We start from the raw sequence: 20596 nt of genomic DNA on the forward strand, positions 1-20596 counted from the left end.
GGGCTGGGCGAGCTGGCCCCGCCGCGTCCGCTCGGCGCGCCCGGCCCGGCCGGCGCCGTGGTGCCGGTGACCCCGCTGCCGCCCGCCGCCGACGCCCGTCCGGTGCCGCGCCCGATGGCCGAGCTGCCCGCCGCGTCCGGCGCCGCCGCCCCGGCGGCTCCCGGTGCCCCGCAGGCCAACGCCCCGATCGCGCTGCCGGGCGGCCGCCCCGACACCGGCGAGCACGGCGCGGTGCCCGCCCCGGCCCCCGACGGCGGTCCGCGCCGGCTGCTGGTCTGGCCCGAGCCCGACCCGGCCACCCGCCAGGCGCTCCAGGACCGCGGCTACCGCCCGGTGATCGTCCGCTCCCGCGAGGAGGTGGACGCACAGGTCGCCGGTTTCCCCGCCGCGCTCTTCGTCGACCCGCTGACCGGCCCGATCACCCGCACCGCGCTGCAGTCGCTGCGCACGGCGGCGCTGAACAGCCGGGTCCCGGTGCTGGTCACCGCGGGTCTCGGGCAGGCCACCCGGGACGCCGCGTACGGCGCCGACCCGGCCGTCCTGCTGCGCGCCCTCGCCCCGCGCGACGGCGAGAACCACGCCCCGCGGGTCCTGCTGGTCGAGGGCGACCCGGACATCGCCGCCGCGATGATCGGCAGCCTGGAACGGCGCGGCATGCACGTCGAGCACGCGGTGGACGAGAACGACGCCGTCGCCCGGGCCAGCAGCGTGCAGCCCAACCTGGTGGTGATGGACCTGCTGCAGATCCGCCGCCGCCGGGTCGGCCTGCTGGACTGGCTGCGCGCCAACGACCGGCTGCACCGCACCCCGCTGGTCGTCTACACCTCGGTGGACCTCGACCCGCGCGAACTGCCACGGCTGCGCACCGGCGAGACGGTGCTCTTCCTCGCCGAGCGCTCGACCAGCGACGACGTGCAGTCCCGGATAGTCGACCTGCTCGGGCGGATCGGCGCCATGGGCGAGGCGGGCGTCGCCGCCGCCGGCTGAGCCCGCACGCGCCGAGGGCCGGCCGCCCCCTCCCGGGGTGGCCGGCCCTCGCCGTCCCGCTGCTACTCCTTGCCGAGACGGGTGACGTCCAGCTTCTGCGCGGCGTAGTCGGCGCGGATCACCTTCTTGTCGAACTTGCCGACCGAGGTCTTCGGCACCGACTCGACGAGCGCCCAGCGCTCCGGCAGCTGCCAGGAGGCGATCCGCCCGGCCAGGAACGCCCGCAGCTCCGGCAGGCCGGTGGTGGCGCCGGGCCGCAGCACGACGGTGGCCAGCGGCCGCTCGCCCCACTTCTCGTCCGGGACGGCCACCACGGCCGCCTCGGCGACCTCCGGGTGGGCCATCAGGTGGTTCTCCAGGTCCACCGAGGAGATCCACTCGCCGCCGGACTTGATGACGTCCTTGGCCCGGTCGGTGAGGGTCAGGTAGCCGTCCGGGGTGATCGTGCCGACGTCGCCGGTGCGCAGCCAGCCGTCCTCGGAGAACTTGTCCTCCGGACGCACCGGGTCCTGGCCCGCGCCCCCGTAGTACGCCCCGGCGATCCACGGGCCGCGCACCTCCAGCTCGCCCGCCGACACCCCGTCGTGCGGCATCCGCTCGCCGCCGGGGCCGATCAGCCGGGCCTCGACGGAGGCCGGGAAGATGCCCTGGGTGATCCGGTACGGCCACTCCTCCTCGGGGCTCAGGCCGCCCGGGGGCTGGGCGAAGGAGCCGAGCGGCGAGGTCTCGGTCATGCCCCAGGCGTGGATGACCCGGATGCCGTGGCGCTCGTCGAAGTCCTTCATCAGCGACGGCGGACAGGCCGAGCCGCCGATCACCACCATGCGCAGGCTGGAGGTGTCGTAGTCACCGGCGTCCAGCTCGTCCAGCAGGCCGCTCCAGATGGTCGGCACGGCCGCGCTGACGGTGGGCCGCACGGTGGCGATCATCTCGGCCATCGGCCTGGGCTGCAGGAAGCGGTCCGGCATCAGCAGGTTGGCGCCGGACATGAAGGCGGCGTGCGGGATGCCCCAGGCGTTGACGTGGAACATCGGCACGACCGGCAGCGCGGTGTCGCGCGGGGTGAAGGCGAAGTTGTCGCCGGTGTTGACCTGGAGGCAGTGCAGGTAGACCGAGCGGTGGCTGTAGAGCACGCCCTTGGGGTCGCCGGTGGTGCCGGAGGTGTAGCAGAGCACCGCGGCCTGCCGCTCGTCGATGTCGGACTGCCAGGGGTAGGCGGTGGGCCGGTCCGCTATCAGCTCCTCGTAGTCGTGCACGCCGCCCGCGAAGCCGGCCAGCACCGACCGGTCGCCGGGGCCGCTGACCACGATGTGCTTGAGGGTCGGCGCGAGCTCGGGGAGGACCGCCGCCAGCAGCGGGAGGACGGTGCCATTGACGATGATCACGCGGTCGGCGGCGTGGTCGACGATGAAGGACAGCTGGCCGGCCGGGAGCCGCAGGTTGAGGGTGTGCAGCACCGCGCCCATCGCCGGCACCGCGAGGTAGGCCTCCAGGTGCTCGGCGTTGTTCCACATCAGGGTGGCGACCCGGTCGTCGGCCGTCACCCCGAGTTCGTCCCGCAGGGCCCAGGCGAGCTGTGCCGCACGGGCGCCGACCTCCGCGTACGTCCGGACCACCGGGCCGGTGCCGTCCCAGGTGGTGACGGTCGAGCGGCCGTGGATCGTGGACCCGTGCTCAAGGATCCGGGCGACGGTGAGCGGTACGTCCTGCATCGTGCTGAACACGGGTCCTCCTCGACCTGGGCGGCACTGCGGCGGCTCCTGCCCCGGCCTGGCCGAACGTCGGCTACTGGGCGGTAATACGGGCAGTAGGGCCCGATTCTGCCGCGCCGGGTCCCGGATGTCAGCATCTCGGCCGCGTTGTGCCGATCACGACCCGGCCACGGTCGGGCCACGTTCTCCCCGGTCGGGCGGGGGCGCCCCGGACGCGCGGGCCGGCGGCCGGGATACTGGGCGCATGGGCGACGGACGCGGCGAACGGCGGGTGGGGCAGGGTCTGACCGGGTTCCGGCTGCCGTGCCCGTGTTGTTCCGGCGGGGTGCGCACCCAGGCGCGGCTGGGCCTGCGGGCGGGGCGCACCGGCACCGGGTACGTCCCGGAGACCTGCCGCCACTGCCAGGGCCGGGGCTGGCTGGGGCTCGCGCTGCGCGAGTGACGGGCCGGCTCCCGGCCGGCGGCGGCCGTCAGCGGGCCAGCGGGGCGTCGACCTGGTTGCGGTCGACGGTGAGCGTCGCCCCGCCGTAGGTCTCCTCGACGTTGCCGCGGTACTGGTGGACGCGCCGGTGCCGGCTCCAGAGGTCCGGGGTGAGCGGCCCGCCCCCGGTGGTGTCGGCGCGGTCGTCCCAGCGGGCGTACCAGAGGACGTCGGGCAGCGGTGAGCTGCCGGCCCGGGCGGCCGCGGCGAGGTCGGCGATGCCGGAGTCGAGGCTGGAGTAGAAGCCGGAGCGGTACCCGGCCGCGTGCAGCGCCTGGGTCCAGCCGACGGCGAAGTCGACGACCGCCTGCCCGCAGGCCGGGTCGCGCAGCGGGTAGGCCTCGATGTCCACGAAGACCGGGCTGCCCGGGCCGAACCCGACCGCCCGCAGGCCGGCGACCGCCTCGGCCGCCTCCTGGCGCCCCTGCCGGGCGGCGCGCGCCGGGTCGATCCGCTCGGGCTTGCGCTTCAGCTCGCTGCACGGCGCCTGGAGGCCGACGTGCACGGGCAGGAACCGCCAGCCCATCGCCCGGGCCTGCCGCACCCAGTCGGCGGTGAGCGCGGGCTGGGCGCAGCCGCGCTGGCGGCCGCTGGTGTAGACGCCGAGCGCCCCGTACGGCGAGGCGTCGCGCCAGGCCCGCAGGGTCTCCAGCGGGGGCGCGGTGCAGGCGTCGAAGGCCGCGCCGGCGTACTGGTCGCGCGGGCGGGCGGTGGGCGGGCCGAGCCGGTCGGGCAGGACGGCCGCCCGGATGCGGGGAGCGGCGGCGGCCGCCGGAACGGCGTCGTCGGCGCTCGCGGGCGGGCCGCCGGCGGCCAGCAGGAGGACGAGCGAGGCGGCGGCGAGGGCTGCGGAGCGGAGATGGCGCACCCCGCCTTGATACTGACGGAGCGTCGGGCGATGCCCGGCGCCGCGCCGGGCGCGGCGGGAAAGCTCACCCTTTCGGACGCACCCGTCCGGATCCGTCCCGATTCTTGTAACGAGCTTGCTGCCCAGTGGCTCCTTACGGCAAACTCGCCCCATGCCCACCTCCCATCCCAGCGAAACCTCCGCCCCGACGCCGGCCGCCGCCGTCGCCGAGGCGCTTGCCATGCCGCCCGCCCCCAAGGGCGAGCCCGCCGGCGAGCGGGGCAGCTGGCGACGAGGCGGGGCGCCCGGAGAGGGGCTGCCACCGGACGCGGGCCCCGGCCGGACCACCGGCCGACGGTTCACCAGCCTCCTGCGGCGCCCGGATCGGATTCCGGCGCCGCTTCTCTGTGTCACGGCGATGTTCCTGGTGCAGACCGGGATCGCGTTCTCCAAGCCGCTCTTCGGACCGCTCGGGGTGAGCGGCACCACCTTCCTGCGGCTGGGCTTCGCGGCGGTCATCCTGCTGGCCGTCACCCGGCCGAACCTGCGCGGGCGCCGGCCGCGTGACCTGGCCGCCGCCGCCCTGCTCGGCATGGCCTCGGCCGGGATGACCCTGCTGTTCGCCGGGGCGATCGACCGGCTGCCGATGGGCACCGCCGCCACCATCGAGTTCCTCGGCCCGCTCGCCGTGGCCCTGGTCTTCGCCCGCCGCGCCAGCCACCTGCTCTGGGCGCTGCTCGCGGCCGGCGGTGTGGCGCTGCTCACCCTGCTCGGCGAGGGCGGGGAGGGCGGCGGGCTCGACCCGGTCGGCCTGCTGTACGCCTTCGGGGCGGCCGCCTGCTACGCCGCCTACATCCTGTTCACCGACAAGGTCGGGGCGGCGTTCCAGGGCTTCCAGGGGCTGGCGGTGTCGATGACGGTCGGCGCGCTGACGGTGGCTCCGTTCGGGCTCGGCCAGGCCTGGGACGGGCTGACCGAGCCCGGTGCCTCGCCGCTGATGCTGCTGCTCGCGGTGGCCGGGGTGTCGCTGCTGCTGCCGGTGATCCCGTACGCGCTGGAGATGACGGCGCTGCGGCGGATGCCGCAGCGGGTGTTCAGCGTGCTGGTCAGCCTGGAGCCGGCGGTCAGCGCGCTGGTCGGCCTGGTGGTGCTGGGCCAGCTGCTGGGCGCCGCACAGCTGGCCGGCATCGGCTGCGTGGTGGCGGCGAGCGTCGGGGCCACGCTGACCGGGCGGCGCTGACGCGCCGGGGCCCGACGCACCGGGGCCCGGTGAACCGGGGCCTGGTGAACCGGGGCCTGGTGAACCGGGGCCTGGTGAACCGGGGCCTGGTGAATCGGGGCCTGGTGAATCGGGGGCGCGCATCCCAGCGATGCGCGCCCCCGCCGTGTCACGGCCAGAGCAGGGTGCGCGACCACTCCGGGGTGCGGACCGGACCGGTCCGGGTGTAACGGAGCCGGACGTGGTGGCGTTCCGCGTCGCCCTGCCAGAACTCCACCTCGTTGGCCCAGAGCGTGTAGACGGCGTGCCCGGCGGCGACCGCGTCCGGGGTGGCCTCCAGCCGGCGGCGGGCCACCGCCACCGCCTCCTCGTACTCGGCGGGCGAGGCCAGCGGCTCGCTCTGCCGCCCGACCAGCGCACCGATCCGGGCGGCCGGGGAGCGGGTGGCGAACTCGGCCCCCGCCACCTGGTCGGCGGCCCGCTCGACGGTGCCGCGCACCCGCACCTGGCGGCCGAGCTGCGGCCAGTAGACGGTGAGCGCGGCGGCCGGGTGGTCGGCGAGCTGACGGCCCTTGGGGCTGTCCGCGGCGGTCGAGAAGACCCAGCCGGTGCCGGCGGCGTCCACGTCGCGCAGCACCAGCACCCGGGCGTCCGGCGTGCCGTCGGCGTCGACCGTGGAGAGGGTGAACACCTGCGGGTCCAGCACCCCGGCGTGCAGGGCGGTGGCGAGCCAGTCCACGAAGAGCGGGCCGGGCTCGGCCGGGGCCGCCTCGGTGTCGAACGTCGGCAACGGGCGGGCCATCGGCGGACGGCCGAGCATCAGCTCGGGCACGGACCGGGGCGCGGCCGCGGCCGGCTCCCCGCCGGGTCCGGGGCCCGGTGCGGGCCTGGTCTCGCCGGGGCCGGTCAGGCCCTCCTCCTCCGCTGCCATCGCGCCCTTCCTTCCGGTTGCCGCGGCCGCAGCCCCGCGGCGGACCGGGCGCCGCTGGGCGGGCCGGGCGCGGGGGTGCGCTGTCGGAGCGCAACCGTACCGCCGTACGGTGACGGCGCCGGGCGCGGGCCCTGGACCGGACCCCTTCCGGGCCCCGGACGCGCCCCGGACGCGCCCGTGGGCGGCACCGCCGTGCGGTGCCGCCCACGGGGCCGGTGCGCGGTGACCCTTTCCGCTGCCCGGTTGCGTGATGTGCGGTGCGTGGTGCGTGATGTGCGTGGTGCGTGATGCGTGCGGTGCGATCCGTTCGGTCTCGCGGTCCTCCGGCCTCGCGGCCTGCCCCGGTCCGCCCCGGTGGTCCTCCGACGGCGCCCCCGCCGTCGACGGCCCCGGGCCGTGCTCAGGAGAAGACCGGCGCGAAGACGATGGTGTAGTTCTTGTTGGCCTGGCCGGCCTGGACGGTGCCCGCGTTGTCCTTCACCGCGAGGGTGTCGGACTGGTTCGAGGCACCGGCGCCGGTGGCCGTCTGCTGGGTGGAGATGTGGTTGCCGTCGACCGACCCGAAGACGTTGCCCGTGCCGGCGTTCGAGACGAGCGTGCCGTCGTCGTCGGCGGCGGCCGAGCCGGCACCGGCGATCAGCAGGCCGGCGGCGAGCGGGGCCGCCAGTAGTAGGCCGGCCGCCCCGCGGGTCCGGATGCGAGCCATCAGAGCCTCCAAGAAGCGCCTCCAAGAAACGGTAATCGTGCAAGATGTGCGGGAGTTCGCCGACCAAACGAACACCCGCGGTCTGCGACGTCGGGAGACAGACTTCCGCAACAAATCGACAAAGCACCACCTCCCGGCGGCCTTTTCGCCCTTTAGCGTGATATCCGGCGGCCCGGTGCATAACCGTCCCGGCCCCGGGGAGCGGGACCGTCGCACCGCCTCCCACCTGCGACGCAAGGGGGTCGACCGGTCACGGTCCGATGCGTCCGGAGCAGCGTGGAGAAATCACCCGGACAACCCGGCGCACCACCACGGCGCGCGTCGATGCCGAACACGCCCCTTTTCGGTGCGGTCGCCCTACCGCACCGACCGTGTCCGCGATTATGCGACAGTCCGGAAATCGGCAGAACGCAGCACCATGCGCCGCGTCCTCCGCCGCACCCGGGCGGCCCCGCCGGCCCGGACGGGTCAGAGCGCCTTCCCGGGATTGAGGATGCCGAGCGGGTCGAAGACCGCCTTCAGCTGCCGCTGCAGGTCCATCGCCACCGGACCGAGCTCCCGCGCCAGCCACTCCCGCTTGAGCAGCCCCACCCCGTGCTCACCGGTGATCGTGCCGCCCAACTCCAGCCCCAGCGCCATGATCTCGTCGAAGGAGCGCTGCGCCCGCGCCGACTGCCCGGCGTCCGCCGCGTCGAAGACGACGATCGGGTGGGTGTTGCCGTCGCCCGCGTGACTCACCACCCCGATGGTCAGCGCGTGCCGCTCGGCGATCGCCGCGACGCCGTCCAGCATCTCGGCCAGCCGCGAGCGCGGCACCGCCACGTCGTCGATCATCGTGGTGCCCAGCCGCTCCATCGCGGGCAGTGCCAGCCGGCGCGCCTCCAGCAGCAGCTCGGACTCGGCCCGGGTCTCGGCGGGCACCACCTCCGTCGCCCCGGCCGCCCGGCACAGCTCGCCGACCGCGGCCAGCTCGGCCACCCGGTCCGGACCGTCGAAGGCAACCAGCAGCAGCGCCCGGGTGGACTCCGGCAGCCCCATCCGGCCCAGCGCGTTGACCGCGCGCACGCTCACCGCGTCCATCAGCTCCATCAGCGAGGGCGTGAAACCGCGCGCCATCACCTCGCAGACCGCCGCGCCCGCCGCGTCCGCGCCCGGGAACTCCGCCGCCAGCGCCAGCTGCGGCGCCGGGGCCGGCCGCAGCGCCATCACCGCGCGGACCACCACGCCCAGGGTGCCCTCGGAGCCCACCAGCAGCCGGGTCAGGTCGTAGCCGGCGACGCCCTTCGCCGTCCGGCGGCCGGTGGACAGCAGCCGCCCGTCGGCCAGCACCACGTCGAGGCCGAGCACGTACTCGCTCGTCACCCCGTACTTGACGCAGCAGAGGCCGCCCGCGCCGGTGCCGATGTTGCCGCCGATCGTGCAGGACTCCCAGCTCGACGGGTCGGGCGGGTAGGCGAGCCCGGCGGCGGCCGCGGCCCGGGACAGCTCGGCGTTGACCACGCCCGGCTCGACCACCGCGATCCGGTTCACCGGGTCGAGCTCCAGGATCCGGTTCATCTTCACCATCGACAGCACGATGCAGCCGTCGACGGCGTTGGCCGCGCCGGACAGCCCGGTCCGGGCGCCCTGCGGGACCACCGGCACGCGCAGCTCGGAGGCGGTCCGCAGGACGTGCTGCACCTGCTCGACCGTCTCCGGGAAGACCACCACCGCGGGGGTGCCGGCCGGGCAGAAGCCCGCCATGTCGTGCCGGTAGGCGGCCGTCACGTCCGGGTCCACCACCAGGGCGCCGGGCGGGAGGCCCTCGGCCAGCCGGTCCGTCAGGTCACTCATCGCCGCCTCCGCTCGCACCGCCCGGGCGGGGGTCCGACCGACGCCGCCCGGACCTCGCACTCTGCCCGCCGCCCGCCCGCCCGGCAAGTACGCCTGCCCCGCGCGGCCGGGACGAGGCGGCGCGAGGGTCGGGCGAGGCGCCGCGAGGGTCCCGGCCGCGCCGGGACCCTCGCGCCGCTCCGGGGAGCCCGTCCGGCTACGCCCGCACCACCGGCTCCTGGAGTTCCGTCACCCAGTCCGCCTGGTCCTCCGGGCAGGCCAGGTACACCTCCCGGGCGTAGCCCGTCGAGCGGTAGCCGTTCTCCTCGACGAACCGCGCCAGCGCCTGGACCGCGACCAGCGAGCCGTCCATCGAGCCGCGGTGCACCACGGTCGCCGCCTCCTCGACGGCCGGCAGGTCGACCACCGCGAAGCCGCGCTCCCCGGCCGGGCCGACCGCGGCGGAGACCGGCACCGCGACCCGGATCAGCACCGAGCCGTCCCCGTCCCCGGTGTCCTCGTACCGGGCGACGGACGGGCCGGTGTGCGCGAGGCCGGCCGCCGCCAGCCGGCCGCAGAGCTCCTCGAACAGCGGGCCGATCACCGGCCCGATGTCCTGCGGCTCGTAGCTCGCCGCGACCCCCGTCAGCTCGGCCGCCCGCACCGGCGGTACCCGCTTCACCACGACATCCTGGGTGGACATGGTCCCCTCGCTCTCGATCGTCCGGAGCCTCGCCTCGACCCGGGCCAGCCGTTCGGCGTCCGCCGCCATCGCCGCGGCGAGCTCGGCCCGCCGCAGCCGCAGCATCCCGCGCAGCTCGGCCGTGTCCACCTCCTCGTCCAGGACGGCCCGCACCTGGTGCAGCGTGAAGCCGAGGTCCTTGAGGGCGATGACCCGGTTGAGCCGGGCCAGCTGGGCCGCCTCGTAGCAGCGGTAGCCGCTGACCGGGTCGACCCGGGCCGGCCGGAGCAGCCCGATGGCGTCGTAGTGACGCAGCATGCGGACCGACACCCGGCCGTGTTTGGCGAAGTCTCCGATGTTCAACATGGTCCCTCCAGTGCAGACCCTCACACGGTGTCACGGTCAAGCACCGGGTTCGCCACCCGTTCTCCGCCCCCCGGGGGGCCCGCTCAGTCCGTCACGTCGAACCCCCTTCGCAGGCCCAGCACCTGGAGGCTGCGCTGGCCGGGAATGCCGTTGGCGTCCTCGCCCGAGTAGCCGAGGCTGCGCTGGAAGGCGGCGTACGCCTGCACGGTGCGGGTGCCGAGCGAGCCGTCCACCCAGCGCTGCTCCAGGAACCCCTCGTCCGCCAGGGCCTGTTCGACGATCCGCACCTCGCCGCCGTACGTCTGGTGGCCCTGCTCGGCCCCCGGGTCGGTGCGCGCCGCCGCGACCACGTGGGCGAGCGAGACCCGCTGCGGCGAGGGCAGCCGGCCCAGCAGCCGGCGCAGCGACCCCTCGCCCGGCACCCCGTCGGCGTCCGCTCCCGAGTACCCCAGACTGTGCTGGAAGTCCTGGTAGTTGAGGGTGTCGGCGTCCCGCCAGTCCTGGTCGGGACCGGACTGGTAGTGCCGGCCGAAGCCCTGCTGGACGAGCGCCCGGCCCACCTCCTCGACCTGCGGCCCGTGCGCGCCGTAGCCGTACTCCAGCCCGTTGATGGTCACCCGGTACCGGGCGGGCCCGGACCCGCCGCCCGGCGGGGGCAGCGGCGCGCCGCCGGCCACCGCGACGATGCCGGGCATCACCACCTCGCGGAACTGCCGGGCGCGGGCGTTGCCCGGGCAGGCCGTCCCGCCGTCCGACCACTCGGGGAACATCCGGTGCACGCCGAAGCCGGGCGCGTCCCACTCCTGGCAGATCTGCAGCGGGATGCCGTGCCGCCGGTGCAGCCACACCCCGAGCGCGACGAGCGCGTTGACCTGGGGGTCCGTCCAGGGATCGGTGCTCTGGTCGTCGCTGGCCGACTCCACACTCACCGCGCCGGTGCCGTCGGCCCGGCGGTTGGCCCGCATGTTGGCGTCGGCCCGGGTCTCGGTGCCGATGAACTGCCCCACGCTGCCGTCGTAGCCGACCCCGAAGTGCGACTCCAGGTTGGTGGAGTCCCGCCAGTACTCGTACATCCGCCGCGGCGTCCACGGCGCCGCCACACTGTGGAAGATCACCTGCGTCGGCGTGATCGCCGGCTGCTCGTCCGACTCGGGTTGGAGCTCCATCTTCTCCGCACCGGGGTACCAGGCCATCCGTCTCTCCTTGCCGGGCCCAGGGCAGTTCGCCCCCTACGCCCGGGTAGACGGACCCCACACCCCCGCACGAGGACGCCCCACCCCCAAACCCCCCGTTCAGGTGAACCCGGCCGAACGCACGAAGGCGGGTGCCGACCTCAGGTCGGCACCCGCCTTGAGCAGGTGGTTCTTCTCCTACCGGCGGAGAGCGTGGGATTCGAACCCACGGTACGGGGTCACCGCACGACAGTTTTCAAGAACGCCTGCGACCTCGATGGACGAACAGACCTGAGCTGCGACGGCGGATCACCAATGATCACCAGCGGGTCGCACGTTCCACGTCTGTGCCGGGCCCTGCTCTGGGCTTCCTTGACAGGTCTCTTCTTCTCAAGGCCGGAAGCAACAAACGGACGGCCTATACCCTTCAGGACCCGCGCCCACCGCATGGATGTCATGCACATCTTCTCGCACTGCCGAGACCGAACACCTCCCGGGGCGCCGCCCAAACCCTTTGACATGAGTCACTGCTGAGCCTGACAGTGAGGAGGCACCTCTCAAGTACAATGCCCACACCCTTCCGCTCCTCCGCCAAACAGTAGGTCTGAATATCCCCCTTGTGCGCCCGAAACGCATCGGAGAAATTTCCGTGGAACCTTGGTTTCTCATTCGAACTACGCCCGCGACTGATCACGACGGGGCGCAAATGGCCGTCGTCCGGGAGGTGAGCCAGGCGGAGTACACGAGCATTAAGGCGGCACAAAGTACAATTAGGTCGTTCGGCGGAGGCTGGGGATGGAACAGGATTCTTCTGGGATTTCAAACCGTTGGCGAAGAACTGCAAAGATGCATTGCCGCTACAGAGAAAGCCAGCGGAACGCTCAATTCCAGCGACCGCGAATCCCTGCGACTAGCTTACGTAAAATGCGCGAAGCAAATCTGCGACTGGGTAAATACCATTGCCGACTCGACAGATATTCCTGTCAGCGTGAATAGCGTGTCGTGGACTGCCGCAGTTACCCACGCGAAGTCTCTCCTGGCATCGGGACAACCAGGATCTCACCTACTCAAGATCGCCGAAAAGAACCCCAGCGATCTAGTGGAAATCGTCACCGTAGCCGGAAGTTCGGAAAGGCTGACTCTTCGAAAAGAAGCCCTTGAATCGGCAGGAATCGAAACCTCCAGGGACTGGCTCGCAATCCCACTGCTCAGGGCAGCGCTTCAGGGCCTAGAACTCCTGGCGGCGCGCGACCTCGATGCCCACGGTGGTGCAATTCAGGATTCTGCACGCAAAATTCTCAGCCTATACGCCGAAGCTATCTACGGCTCAGTAAATCTTGCTCCCGCCGAACAATTCACCCCCGAGAACCTGAAATCAGCCACTCAAATTAGCTTGGAGTTCGTAGACAACGCTGGCGTCGAACCGCTAGTTCGCGCACTCGAAACAGCACGCAAGATGGTCAGCGTTCCTAACGCAGGGACGACACAATCGCTGCTGGAAGTTCCATCACCGGCGGCCAGCCATGGACCGTCAGACGAAACTTCTCGAGGGTCGCAGAGCAGTTCTGACGGTGATGTAAACCACCCAGTCGCAGATCTCGGATCACTGCTCAGTCACGTAGCAAAACTTGCCGATGAAACTGAAATAGCATGGTCTGCCTCTCTTGCCACTGAAAGTCGGGCCGAAATCCTGGGGAACTGGAACTCTTTCCTTAGCGGCTTCAAAGAAGTGCTGGAACATCGATCTAAGTCAACTACCGTCGATCAGCGAATCCTGCCCAAATTTCCGCTGGATTCCGAGACATTGGTTGAACTGGTTCGCTCAACAGATTTCGAATCATCTCTTACCGGCCTACTTACTGCAGAGCTCTACAGCCTAACGAGCCTGATCAACGCAATGCAGGGACTCAAGGCTCCTGTGAATGCGCGACTCAACTTGGCAACTGGCGAAGAGACTTCGTGGTGGGCTTCAGGCGCGTTCTCGCTCGTACACTCAGCCGCCAATGAACTCGTTCAAGTCGAAGGTCGCGTAAATTCAGCGCGACAATCGACGGGCGCTGAAGTGAAAAGTTCTACCGCTCAAAATGATCTGCTGGCGCTAGATTCTCTCATTGAAAATATTCTCCGCTCCCAGCGTGCGCTGAACAACGGCCTGGTGGAAGCCAGTCTTTTTTACTGTGCGGCAGCCTTTCGAATCCTTTCGCAGACGCTGAACGAGGAAGAGATTGCCATCTACGTCTCTGAGTTGACTGACGATCAGAATCAGGGGCATGCGGCCGCACTTGCTGTGCAATTCAACGACCTTATGGCTTCTGGCGAGAAGGTCGATTATGCAAAGATCGCTCTGCTGGCACACTACTGGGTGCCCAAGCTGGGGGAACTGGCGAGGGCTAAATTCAATGCCGATCTCTCCAGAGGGGCAAGCGAATGAGCAGGGCTAACTATGAGGATCCGTTCAACCTGTCTGACGGCAGGGTCTATCCTCGTCTCTCGGTAAAGTTTGGCCAGCTTGAGGTCGGATCGGCCGTTATCGGGGCCAAATTCACTAACTCTATAAACTCCATCGCGGAAGCAGAGTTCACTCTAGACCTTCGATCGGCCTTGGTCGAACGCGTAGACTTCTCTAGCACGGTCACAATTTCACAAGTTAGCGGCCTTGTAGAGCGCCCAGTCTTCATGGGGTCCGTTATGCGCGCCGTTCCGCAGGGTTCAGGGATAGAAATTTCCTGTAGCGCCATGCCTTCATTTTCAGAGCGAAAAATGAGGCCCACCGCAACAAGGGGAATCCCTGGAGTTGAGATGATTTATACTCTCGCTCGAGGCGCCGGCCTGCGGGATGACCAGATTAAGGTGGAGGGGCCGCATGGAGTTTCCAGCCTCCCCATAGAAGTATTCGAAATTATTTGCCCCGTGTCAGGAATGGAAATCGACTCCCCTTTCAAGTCGGGGAGAGTAACGTTCCATCCAATAGATAACATTGCAGCTTCGATCCCCGCCTTTGAAAGCTCGCCGCTTCGTGCGGATTTTCTAAGCACCCAGGCTTTCGGCGTAGTTTATGTCACGTCGAACCTTCTTATTTCGGCAGAGTCGGAAGGAATTAAAGAGATCGAGTTGGCGCTGTCCTGGATTACTGTCAGAACCCGCTATTCTCTTCCTTCTCTCCCGGGAGGTTCGACACCTGAGTGGGTCCGCGGGAACTCGCTGACGGCGCCGAAGAGAGAAGCCTTGGTTTCTGTGCGGGGAGTACGAACTAATAGGTCCTGGCTGCGAGATCCAGATTTCTCCATCATCCCGGTCACACTCACATCTGCCGCGACTCAGCAGGCAGCCGCCGAGCCCGTTCTTCCGGATTCAACACCGCAAAACATCCAGCAAGCGCTACTCGCATGCTCCCGGGCGGCACAGGGAGTCGATAGCATCACGCGGATCACCGCGATTTGGGAAGCTATTGAGTTCTATGTTGGGAAAACTGAAGTTCCTAACATCTTCTCTAAAGCAGAAATGCGAAAGATCAGACGCTCGATTCCCAAGTTTGGCGAACAGGCAAAAGATAATAGAATTGAGCAAGCTGTCGCGGGCCTGAACAATCCGCCTTTGTTTGTTCGCCTACTCCACCGGCTCGCAGTAGACGGAGTCCCCATCGGCCGGGATGAGATCGATCTCCTATCGCAACTCAGGCGCGTAAGGAACCTCGTTGTACATGGAAGGGCTGCCGTTCCACCCGGAGACGACGAAGTTGCACAAGGTGTCGCAATTGTTTCGAGAATTCTAGTTCACTCAGTCGCGCGCTCTTCGCAACGGAAGGATCAGTAAAATCCTGCAAAGAGGTTTACGGGAAGTTAAGCGCTGTCATTCAAGTACCGCCGCTATTTCGTGCATCGAAGTCACGACAGCCACTGCGCCAGCCGTAATCAATTTAGTCTCCTTTCCCGGCTTGTTTGCGTAGCCGACGGTCGCCACGCCAGCGGCGTATCCAGCTTCGACATCTCTCACCGCATCACCGATGAATATGCACTCTTCGGGTTTGGCCTTGGCGGCTTCGATTGCTTCTAGGAGGAGCCTTGGACTGGGCTTCATGGACGCTGGGTCCCCTGAAACTCGCCCGAATACACCCGCCACGTACCTCCTAAGCCTCTTTTTTGCCAGGTATGTCTCGATTGCCAAGGCCGCATTGTTGCTTACCACTGAGACCGAGCGTCCCGACCTCATGCAAGCTCGCAACACCGATTCGCCACCAGGGTTGGACTTACCGGTCAGAACAGCTTCGGTTTCCAGAACCGTCAGCGCTTTGTCCGCTACTACCGCGAGCTCTGGTCGCGTTTCTGCAATTAGCCGGTAGAGCGCTAGCGGGTCATCTTGGACCGCGCCTTCGAATCGGGCTTCTTCATCAGCAGCAAGAATTCCTGTATGCAGACGCTGAGCTACTTCCGACGCTGGAAGGCCAGCAAAAACTGAACAAACCGGGCCGTCGAAGTCGAGGAGTACGTGCTTCACCGGCCGCATCACGTCAGCGAGTTGCTGGGGGGTGGCGATCATGACTGCCGCTCGTATGCGATCGTGCTCCACACGCTGTCGAACCACATCTGGGCCTGCTGGACGTACTGCGAGCCGAGCGAGGCGTCGTCCGGGCCGGCGGCGTGGTGGAACAGGGTGGTGTCCTTGCCGGTCACGTCGTAGAAGGTGTGGTCGGTGTCGTCGATCGCCACGGTGCGCTCGCGGAGCGGGTAGAAGCCGAAGAACGCCTCCTGCCGGTTCAGGATGTACAGCTTGAACAGGCTGGACGCCCGGTGGACCTTGACCTGGACGCTGGCCTTCTGGACCAGGCCGAGCTCGGCCAGCATCTCCACCGAGTGAGCGATCCCGCCGGCGTTCGTCAGGGCGATGTTGCGCGCGCGCTGCCGGAGGGCGGCTTCGTCCTGGAGCCCGTCGACGAGCACCGGCACGGCCATGGGCGCAGTGGTGTCCGGCAGCAGCAGCCGGATGGTGATGGACTCCGGCGCCAGCCGGCCGGAGCGGACCTTGTCCAGCGGCTCCTGGAGCGCGTTGTGCAGCGTCTCGCTGGAGAAGCCGGCGAAGTCGAGGGTCACCTGCTGCTGCTCGAAGGCCGCTTCGAGGTGAGGCCGCAGTCCGACCGGCCGGGACGTCCGCTCCCGGACGAAGGAGCCGCTCCCCTGCCGCGTCACGATCAGCCCCTCGGTGCGGAGCAGGTCGAGTGCCTTGTCTACCGTGCCGCGCGCCACGCCGAAGTGCTTCGCCAGCTCGGGGCCTGAGGGGAGCTTGTCGCCGGTCTCGAAGCCCGGCTTCTTGGTGAGGATCGAGGCCCGCAGAGAGCTGCTGACCTGCTGATACGGGGGGCGCGAGTCGTCCGGGTCCAAGGCCATGGACCAATGCTAGGGCAGGTGCCCAACAGGCGCGAGAAACCCGACTCTCTTGACCTGCCTAGGCAGGTTCTCTATGTTGTGAGTGTCGCACCGAGTGAGACAGGGGTGACACAGAGGGGCCTTCTTTGGGCTGCTCTGACCTGTACGAACGCGCCCGTGGATGGCCGGCCTTCCGCCGTGCCCAGGGCGAAGGGGCCCGGGACAGATCGGGCCGAGGCATCCCGGCGCCTTGTCAGATCGGAGACCTAGATCAAAAAGGCCGCGCCCGCCTTCAAGGGCGCAGACCTGCTGGCCGCCCTGGGCAACCGGGGCAGCCAGTGCTGTTGATCGCACGTTGGTCGGGCCTGTGAGAACGGGGCCGCCGCGCCTTCCTTGGCCGGAGCGCGGCGGCCCCTCACGGGCCCACACCCCAGAGAAGAGGTAGGCCCATGAGGCTGATTATCGCGGGCCAGACGGCCGCGGACGAGGACGAGTTCGCGGAGTTGGCGCTCGGCGTGGACGAGCAGTTGTTCGCCGGGGTGCCCGGCGAGGGCAAGATCGAGCGCGAGGCCCGGATGGACGCGGCGCACGCGATGCTGGCGGACCTGCGCCGGGAGGACCCGGAGCTGGCCGCCTTCGCCGAGCGCCTGCTGCGGTGGGCGCCGGTGCCGCTGCGGCGGCCGGCCGTCATCCGCCACACCGCGAGCACCGACCGGGTGGCGGCGTGAACGACAACAAGTTCACCGCGCTCACGGTCGCCGTGAGCGCGCTCACCGCCCGCTCACGGCGCCCGGTCCGGGGGCCGCGATGAAGACGGCGATGAGTCCCGCTCAGATCCGCTCGGCCGAACGCGCGCTGACCGCCGGGACGTGGGCGATCACGTTCGGCGCGGTCCTCTACAGCGTGCTCACGGTGACCCCCCTCATGGCCGGCCACACCCCGCCCGGGTGGAAGTGGACGGCGCCGATCCTGCCGCTCGTGGTCGACGCGGCGGTGGTGATCGTGGTGCGCATGGACGCCACGCTCGCCCGCCTGAACGGCGACGGCGGGCGCTGGCCGGTAGTCCTGCGCTGGATGACCGGCCTCATGACGGTGCTGCTCAACATCGGTCTCTCCGCCCTCGACCGGGACGGGGTCGGGGTCGCGGTCCACTCCGTCGCGCCGCTGCTGCTGATCGTCACGGCCGAGACGTCCCTCGCCTACCGGCGGGCGATCGCCGGTGCCCTCGCGGCCCGAGAGGTCGCTGAGCGGGCCGAGCGCGACCTGCGCGAACAGCGGGCCGAGGCCCGGCGCCAGGAGGAGCGGGCAGAACGGCTCGCCCGGTTCGAGGCCGCCGAGCGGGCCGAGCGTGAACGCCGTGAGCACGAGGCGAGCATGGCCCGCGAGCAGCGTGAGCACGAAGCCCGGCTCGCCCGCGAGGAGCGCGCGGAGACCGCGCACCGCGAGGCGGCGGAGCGCGAGGAGAAGGCCCGGCGGGAGGCCGCCGAGCGGGCCGACCGTGAGCGCCGTGAGCACGACCGGCGTGAGCGTGAGCGCCATGAGCGCGAGGCGAGCGATCGTGAGCGCGCCGCCCGGGCCGACGCCGAACGACGCGAGCGAGAGGCCGCCGAGCGCGCCCGCGCCGAGCTGCTGTCCGCCGGCCCCGCCGCCGAGCGCCTGCCGGAGGAGCGCGCCCGCGAGGTGGTCAAGGCCGCCATCGAGGCCGGGTTGCCGCAGCGCCAGGCGGTGGAGCTGACCGGCTGGTCCGTCGGCTGGATCGCCGCCCGCTACAAGGAACACCCCGCCGCCCGGCCCGCCCTGCACGCCGTCCCCACCACGACCGCTGAGGAGCAGGCATCGTGACCACCAACCACACCGCTTCCGGGCTGATTAACGCGGCCGGGGCGCTGATGGCCGCGCTCAGCGCCCACGCCGACCTGCCCGCTCCCAGGGTCACCAGCGAGCAGGTCGTGTCCGCCGAACGCGACGCCTCCGGCAACCTGGTCGTCGTCTGGGGCCTGGGCTTCGGCTTCCACCGCGACACCGCGCTGAGCGACTTCGAGCAGTGGCGCCAGGCCCTCGTGGTCGCCCCCTCCGCCGTCGAGCACGGCAGCACCGGTCCCCACGCCTGGCTGAGCGCCGCCACCACCTACGCCGGTGTCCCGTTGACACTGACCGGCTACTACACCCGCGCCCGCCGCGACCTGCACGTCGACCCCGGCATGCCGGTCGGCGAGGACGGCGGTGCGAAGTGAAGGCGATCACTTCCCTGCCGCTGGTCGGCACCGTCCGCCGCGACGGCATCGCCTATCGCGTCGCTGACCCCGTGCCACTGGACGTGGTCAGCGGCCTGATCCGCGAGCCGTGGTGCTCGCGCCTGGTCGTCACCGACGCCAGGAGCGGCGGCGCCTGCCCCGGCGAGTTCACCGCGATGTGCGTGGTCGACGGCGAGCCGTTCGTCCTCGTCGGCCGCATCAGGCAGTGCTGATGTTCGGCCGCGACCCGAAGCCGCCCAAGTCCGGCCAGCAGCGACGCGCGAAGGCCGTCCGCGAGGCCGACCGCGCCGGGCAGCGCCAGATCGACTCCCGCCGCTCCAGCCGGTCCACCACCGCCTGGCACCGCGCCGAGTCCCCCCGCGCCTGGTGGCGCTCCCCCTGACCCCCTCTCCCCGATGCGCGCCCCGCACACCCCTTGGTGTGCGGGGCGCGCACCTTCTCTGACCTGGGAGTTTCCATGGGCTACTTGCTGAGCCTGTTCCTCGTGCTCCTGGACGCCGCGATCGCCGGCGTCGCCGTCCGCGAGCTGATCCGCCGGGGGCCGAACCGATGACCACCCCTCACAACGGCGACTGGGACGACGACCTCGCCGACATCCTGCAGAGGCTCGTCACCCTCGCCCCTCCTACCTCCGGCCCGTCGGCCCCGTCCGTTCCGCCGATGCCGTCCACACCGCCGACGGTCCCGCCCCAGACCCCGCCCGCCGCGGCCGGCACCGGGCCGGTGGTCGACGAGTGGTGGCGCAAGTCCGGCCCCGTCGTGCACACCCCCGTCCCGCTCGGCGGCGACCAGCCCGCCCGGCCGTCCTTCGAGGCCGCCGCGCAGGCGTTCTGGGCACCGGTCGGCCGGATCCTGTCCGAGCAGGTCCCGACGATCGCCTCGCAGGTCGGGCAGCAGGTGAACCTGCTCCTGACCGAGACCGAGGCCCAACGCGCCGCCCGCGAGCAGGTCCAGTACGAGACCCTGATCGCCCAGCAGCGCGCCGAGCGCGACGCCGCGTTCGCCACCGCCGGCGAAACCGCCGAGCAACGAGCCGAGCGCCACCGCGTCGAGCAGCTGCTCGCGCCCGGCTGGCACCGGGACGACCTCGTCGGCATGGTCGACCTGCTCGCCGAGCGGATCACCGAGACCCCCGACGAGCGGGCCGCCCGGCGCCAGGCCGAACGCGAGCTGGACCGGCAGCGGGCCCGCGCCCGGGAGGATGCCGAGCGCGCCGCCGCAGGGGAGACGCCCGAGCAGCGCACCCGGCGCCACCGCGAGCAGCAGCTCGCCGACCGGCGCGAGGCCCGTACTCAGGCCCGCCGCCAGCGCCGCCGGGCCGCCCGCACTGCCGGTCCGTCCGAGCGCACCCGACGCTTCCGCCGCTGGTGCGTGCTCACCGCGATCAGCGCCACCGGCGGCTACGCGACCGGCCTGGTCTCGCTGATCGCCCCGGGCGGGCCCTTCGTCGGCCTGCTGGTCGCCGCCTTCGGCTGGACCCTGGACCTCCAGGTCCGCGACCGCGGCCGCCAGCGCGTCTCCGAGGTCACCGGCCCCTGGCCCCTCATCACCCTCGTCGCCCTGCGCGTTCCGGTCGCCTCCGGCCTGGCTGTGGCCGCCGGCCTCGACCGCCTCTTCGCCGCCCTCCCCCTCAACTGAGCCAAGGAGACCCACAATGAGCAGCCTCATCGCACTCGGCACGGGCGGCGCCGCCACCGTCACCACGATGTACCTGTACGTCGGCGTGCGCGGCAAGAACAAGATCAACGTCGCCGACGAGCACGTCCCCTACTGGGCGTTCGGGATCGGCCTGCTGTCGGCCAACGCGGGCACCGCGTTCCAGCAGCTGGCGGGCATCGGCCAGCAGCTGAGCAACTCGTTCCAGGGGAACGCCGCCCTCGGCGAGTGGCAGACCGGCGCCACCGCCGCCGTCCTGACGATCGCCGTGTTCGGCCTCAAGCCCAAGCCGTGGAAGGACGCGCTGTGCGGCGCCGTCGCCCCGTCCCTGTTCGCCGCCGCCGGCGGACTCTGGGCCCTCCCGGCCAGCATCCTCAGCGGGCTCATCACCTCGTTCATCGGCTGACCGC

The 20596-nt window shown here is 70.7% G+C and carries 19 protein-coding genes and 1 pseudogene; 11 read left to right on the top strand and 9 right to left on the bottom strand.

Going from position 1 to position 20596, the window contains the following annotated elements; all coding sequences use genetic code 11:
* Positions 1 to 987: pseudogene (locus ACFVVL_RS29685) on the top strand (hypothetical protein); the annotation flags it as partial.
* Between the two features lie 62 nt (positions 988 to 1049).
* On the opposite strand, the gene ACFVVL_RS29690 reads toward ACFVVL_RS29685, so the two are convergent.
* Positions 1050 to 2711 (bottom strand): long-chain fatty acid--CoA ligase, encoded by a 1662-nt coding sequence (locus ACFVVL_RS29690; RefSeq protein WP_387680608.1) that lies wholly within the window; start codon positions 2709 to 2711, stop codon positions 1050 to 1052.
* 458 nt (positions 2712 to 3169) lie between these two features.
* Entirely contained in the window at positions 3170 to 4048 is an 879-nt protein-coding gene (locus tag ACFVVL_RS29695; protein WP_380297798.1) for a DUF1906 domain-containing protein, read from the bottom strand.
* Positions 4049 to 4199: 151 nt separating this feature from the next.
* Here ACFVVL_RS29695 and ACFVVL_RS29700 point away from each other — a divergent pair, with 151 nt between their 5' ends.
* A complete protein-coding gene (locus ACFVVL_RS29700) occupies positions 4200 to 5267 on the top strand; it encodes a DMT family transporter (RefSeq protein ID WP_387680611.1) in 1068 nt (355 codons plus the stop codon).
* Between the two features lie 148 nt (positions 5268 to 5415).
* Here the strand turns inward: ACFVVL_RS29700 and ACFVVL_RS29705 are convergent, their stop codons facing one another.
* From ACFVVL_RS29705 to ACFVVL_RS29725, 5 genes are all read right to left on the bottom strand, one after another.
* Positions 5416 to 6177, bottom strand: coding sequence for a pyridoxal 5'-phosphate synthase (locus tag ACFVVL_RS29705; RefSeq protein ID WP_380297801.1), 762 nt, complete (start codon positions 6175 to 6177; stop codon positions 5416 to 5418).
* Between the two features lie 400 nt (positions 6178 to 6577).
* On the bottom strand, positions 6578 to 6883 hold the full coding sequence (locus ACFVVL_RS29710; protein WP_380297802.1) for a hypothetical protein: 306 nt from the start codon (positions 6881 to 6883) through the stop codon (positions 6578 to 6580).
* Between the two features lie 468 nt (positions 6884 to 7351).
* Positions 7352 to 8716 (bottom strand): FAD-binding oxidoreductase, encoded by a 1365-nt coding sequence (locus ACFVVL_RS29715; protein ID WP_387680615.1) that lies wholly within the window; start codon positions 8714 to 8716, stop codon positions 7352 to 7354.
* A gap of 196 nt (positions 8717 to 8912) precedes the next feature.
* Positions 8913 to 9743, bottom strand: a complete 831-nt coding sequence (locus tag ACFVVL_RS29720; RefSeq protein WP_380296803.1) for a MerR family transcriptional regulator — start codon at positions 9741 to 9743, stop codon at positions 8913 to 8915.
* 83 nt (positions 9744 to 9826) lie between these two features.
* On the bottom strand, positions 9827 to 10936 hold the full coding sequence (locus tag ACFVVL_RS29725; RefSeq protein WP_380296805.1) for a peptidoglycan-binding protein: 1110 nt from the start codon (positions 10934 to 10936) through the stop codon (positions 9827 to 9829).
* 703 nt (positions 10937 to 11639) lie between these two features.
* Here ACFVVL_RS29725 and ACFVVL_RS29730 point away from each other — a divergent pair.
* Both ACFVVL_RS29730 and ACFVVL_RS29735 read left to right on the top strand, forming a co-directional pair.
* The gene (locus ACFVVL_RS29730; protein WP_387680619.1) at positions 11640 to 13346 is read left to right on the top strand and encodes a hypothetical protein; all 1707 of its coding nucleotides are present in this window, start codon (positions 11640 to 11642) and stop codon (positions 13344 to 13346) included.
* On the top strand, positions 13343 to 14728 hold the full coding sequence (locus ACFVVL_RS29735) for a hypothetical protein (protein ID WP_387680622.1): 1386 nt from the start codon (positions 13343 to 13345) through the stop codon (positions 14726 to 14728). Before ACFVVL_RS29730 ends, ACFVVL_RS29735 begins: the two co-directional genes overlap by 4 nt.
* Positions 14729 to 14764: 36 nt before the next feature.
* Here ACFVVL_RS29735 and ACFVVL_RS29740 read toward each other — a convergent pair whose 3' ends face one another.
* A complete protein-coding gene (locus tag ACFVVL_RS29740) occupies positions 14765 to 15451 on the bottom strand; it encodes an HAD family hydrolase (RefSeq protein WP_387680625.1) in 687 nt (228 codons plus the stop codon).
* A complete protein-coding gene (locus tag ACFVVL_RS29745) occupies positions 15448 to 16296 on the bottom strand; it encodes a GntR family transcriptional regulator (protein ID WP_387680627.1) in 849 nt (282 codons plus the stop codon). The genes ACFVVL_RS29740 and ACFVVL_RS29745 overlap by 4 nt, the downstream gene beginning before the upstream one ends.
* A 428-nt stretch (positions 16297 to 16724) precedes the next feature.
* Between ACFVVL_RS29745 and ACFVVL_RS29750 the strand changes: the two genes are divergently transcribed.
* The 7 genes from ACFVVL_RS29750 to ACFVVL_RS29780 all read left to right on the top strand — a co-directional run bounded on the left by ACFVVL_RS29750 (position 16725) and on the right by ACFVVL_RS29780 (position 20592).
* Positions 16725 to 17003: a hypothetical protein gene (locus tag ACFVVL_RS29750; RefSeq protein ID WP_387680630.1), complete on the top strand. Its 279-nt coding sequence runs from the start codon at positions 16725 to 16727 to the stop codon at positions 17001 to 17003.
* A 91-nt stretch (positions 17004 to 17094) separates the two neighbouring features.
* Positions 17095 to 18117 (top strand): DUF2637 domain-containing protein, encoded by a 1023-nt coding sequence (locus ACFVVL_RS29755; protein ID WP_387680633.1) that lies wholly within the window; start codon positions 17095 to 17097, stop codon positions 18115 to 18117.
* Positions 18114 to 18509: a hypothetical protein gene (locus tag ACFVVL_RS29760; protein ID WP_387680636.1), complete on the top strand. Its 396-nt coding sequence runs from the start codon at positions 18114 to 18116 to the stop codon at positions 18507 to 18509. The genes ACFVVL_RS29755 and ACFVVL_RS29760 overlap by 4 nt, the downstream gene beginning before the upstream one ends.
* Positions 18506 to 18742: a hypothetical protein gene (locus ACFVVL_RS29765; protein WP_387680639.1), complete on the top strand. Its 237-nt coding sequence runs from the start codon at positions 18506 to 18508 to the stop codon at positions 18740 to 18742. Before ACFVVL_RS29760 ends, ACFVVL_RS29765 begins: the two co-directional genes overlap by 4 nt.
* Complete coding sequence (locus ACFVVL_RS29770; protein WP_387680642.1) at positions 18742 to 18912, top strand: hypothetical protein; 171 nt, start codon at positions 18742 to 18744, stop codon at positions 18910 to 18912. Before ACFVVL_RS29765 ends, ACFVVL_RS29770 begins: the two co-directional genes overlap by 1 nt.
* Positions 18913 to 19079: 167 nt before the next feature.
* On the top strand, positions 19080 to 20168 hold the full coding sequence (locus tag ACFVVL_RS29775; protein WP_387680645.1) for a hypothetical protein: 1089 nt from the start codon (positions 19080 to 19082) through the stop codon (positions 20166 to 20168).
* 16 nt (positions 20169 to 20184) lie between these two features.
* Entirely contained in the window at positions 20185 to 20592 is a 408-nt protein-coding gene (locus ACFVVL_RS29780) for a hypothetical protein (RefSeq protein WP_387680648.1), read from the top strand.
* Positions 20593 to 20596 lie beyond the last annotated feature (4 nt).

The sequence above is a fragment of the Kitasatospora sp. NPDC058115 genome (assembly GCF_042884635.1).
GTDB lineage: Bacteria > Actinomycetota > Actinomycetes > Streptomycetales > Streptomycetaceae > Kitasatospora.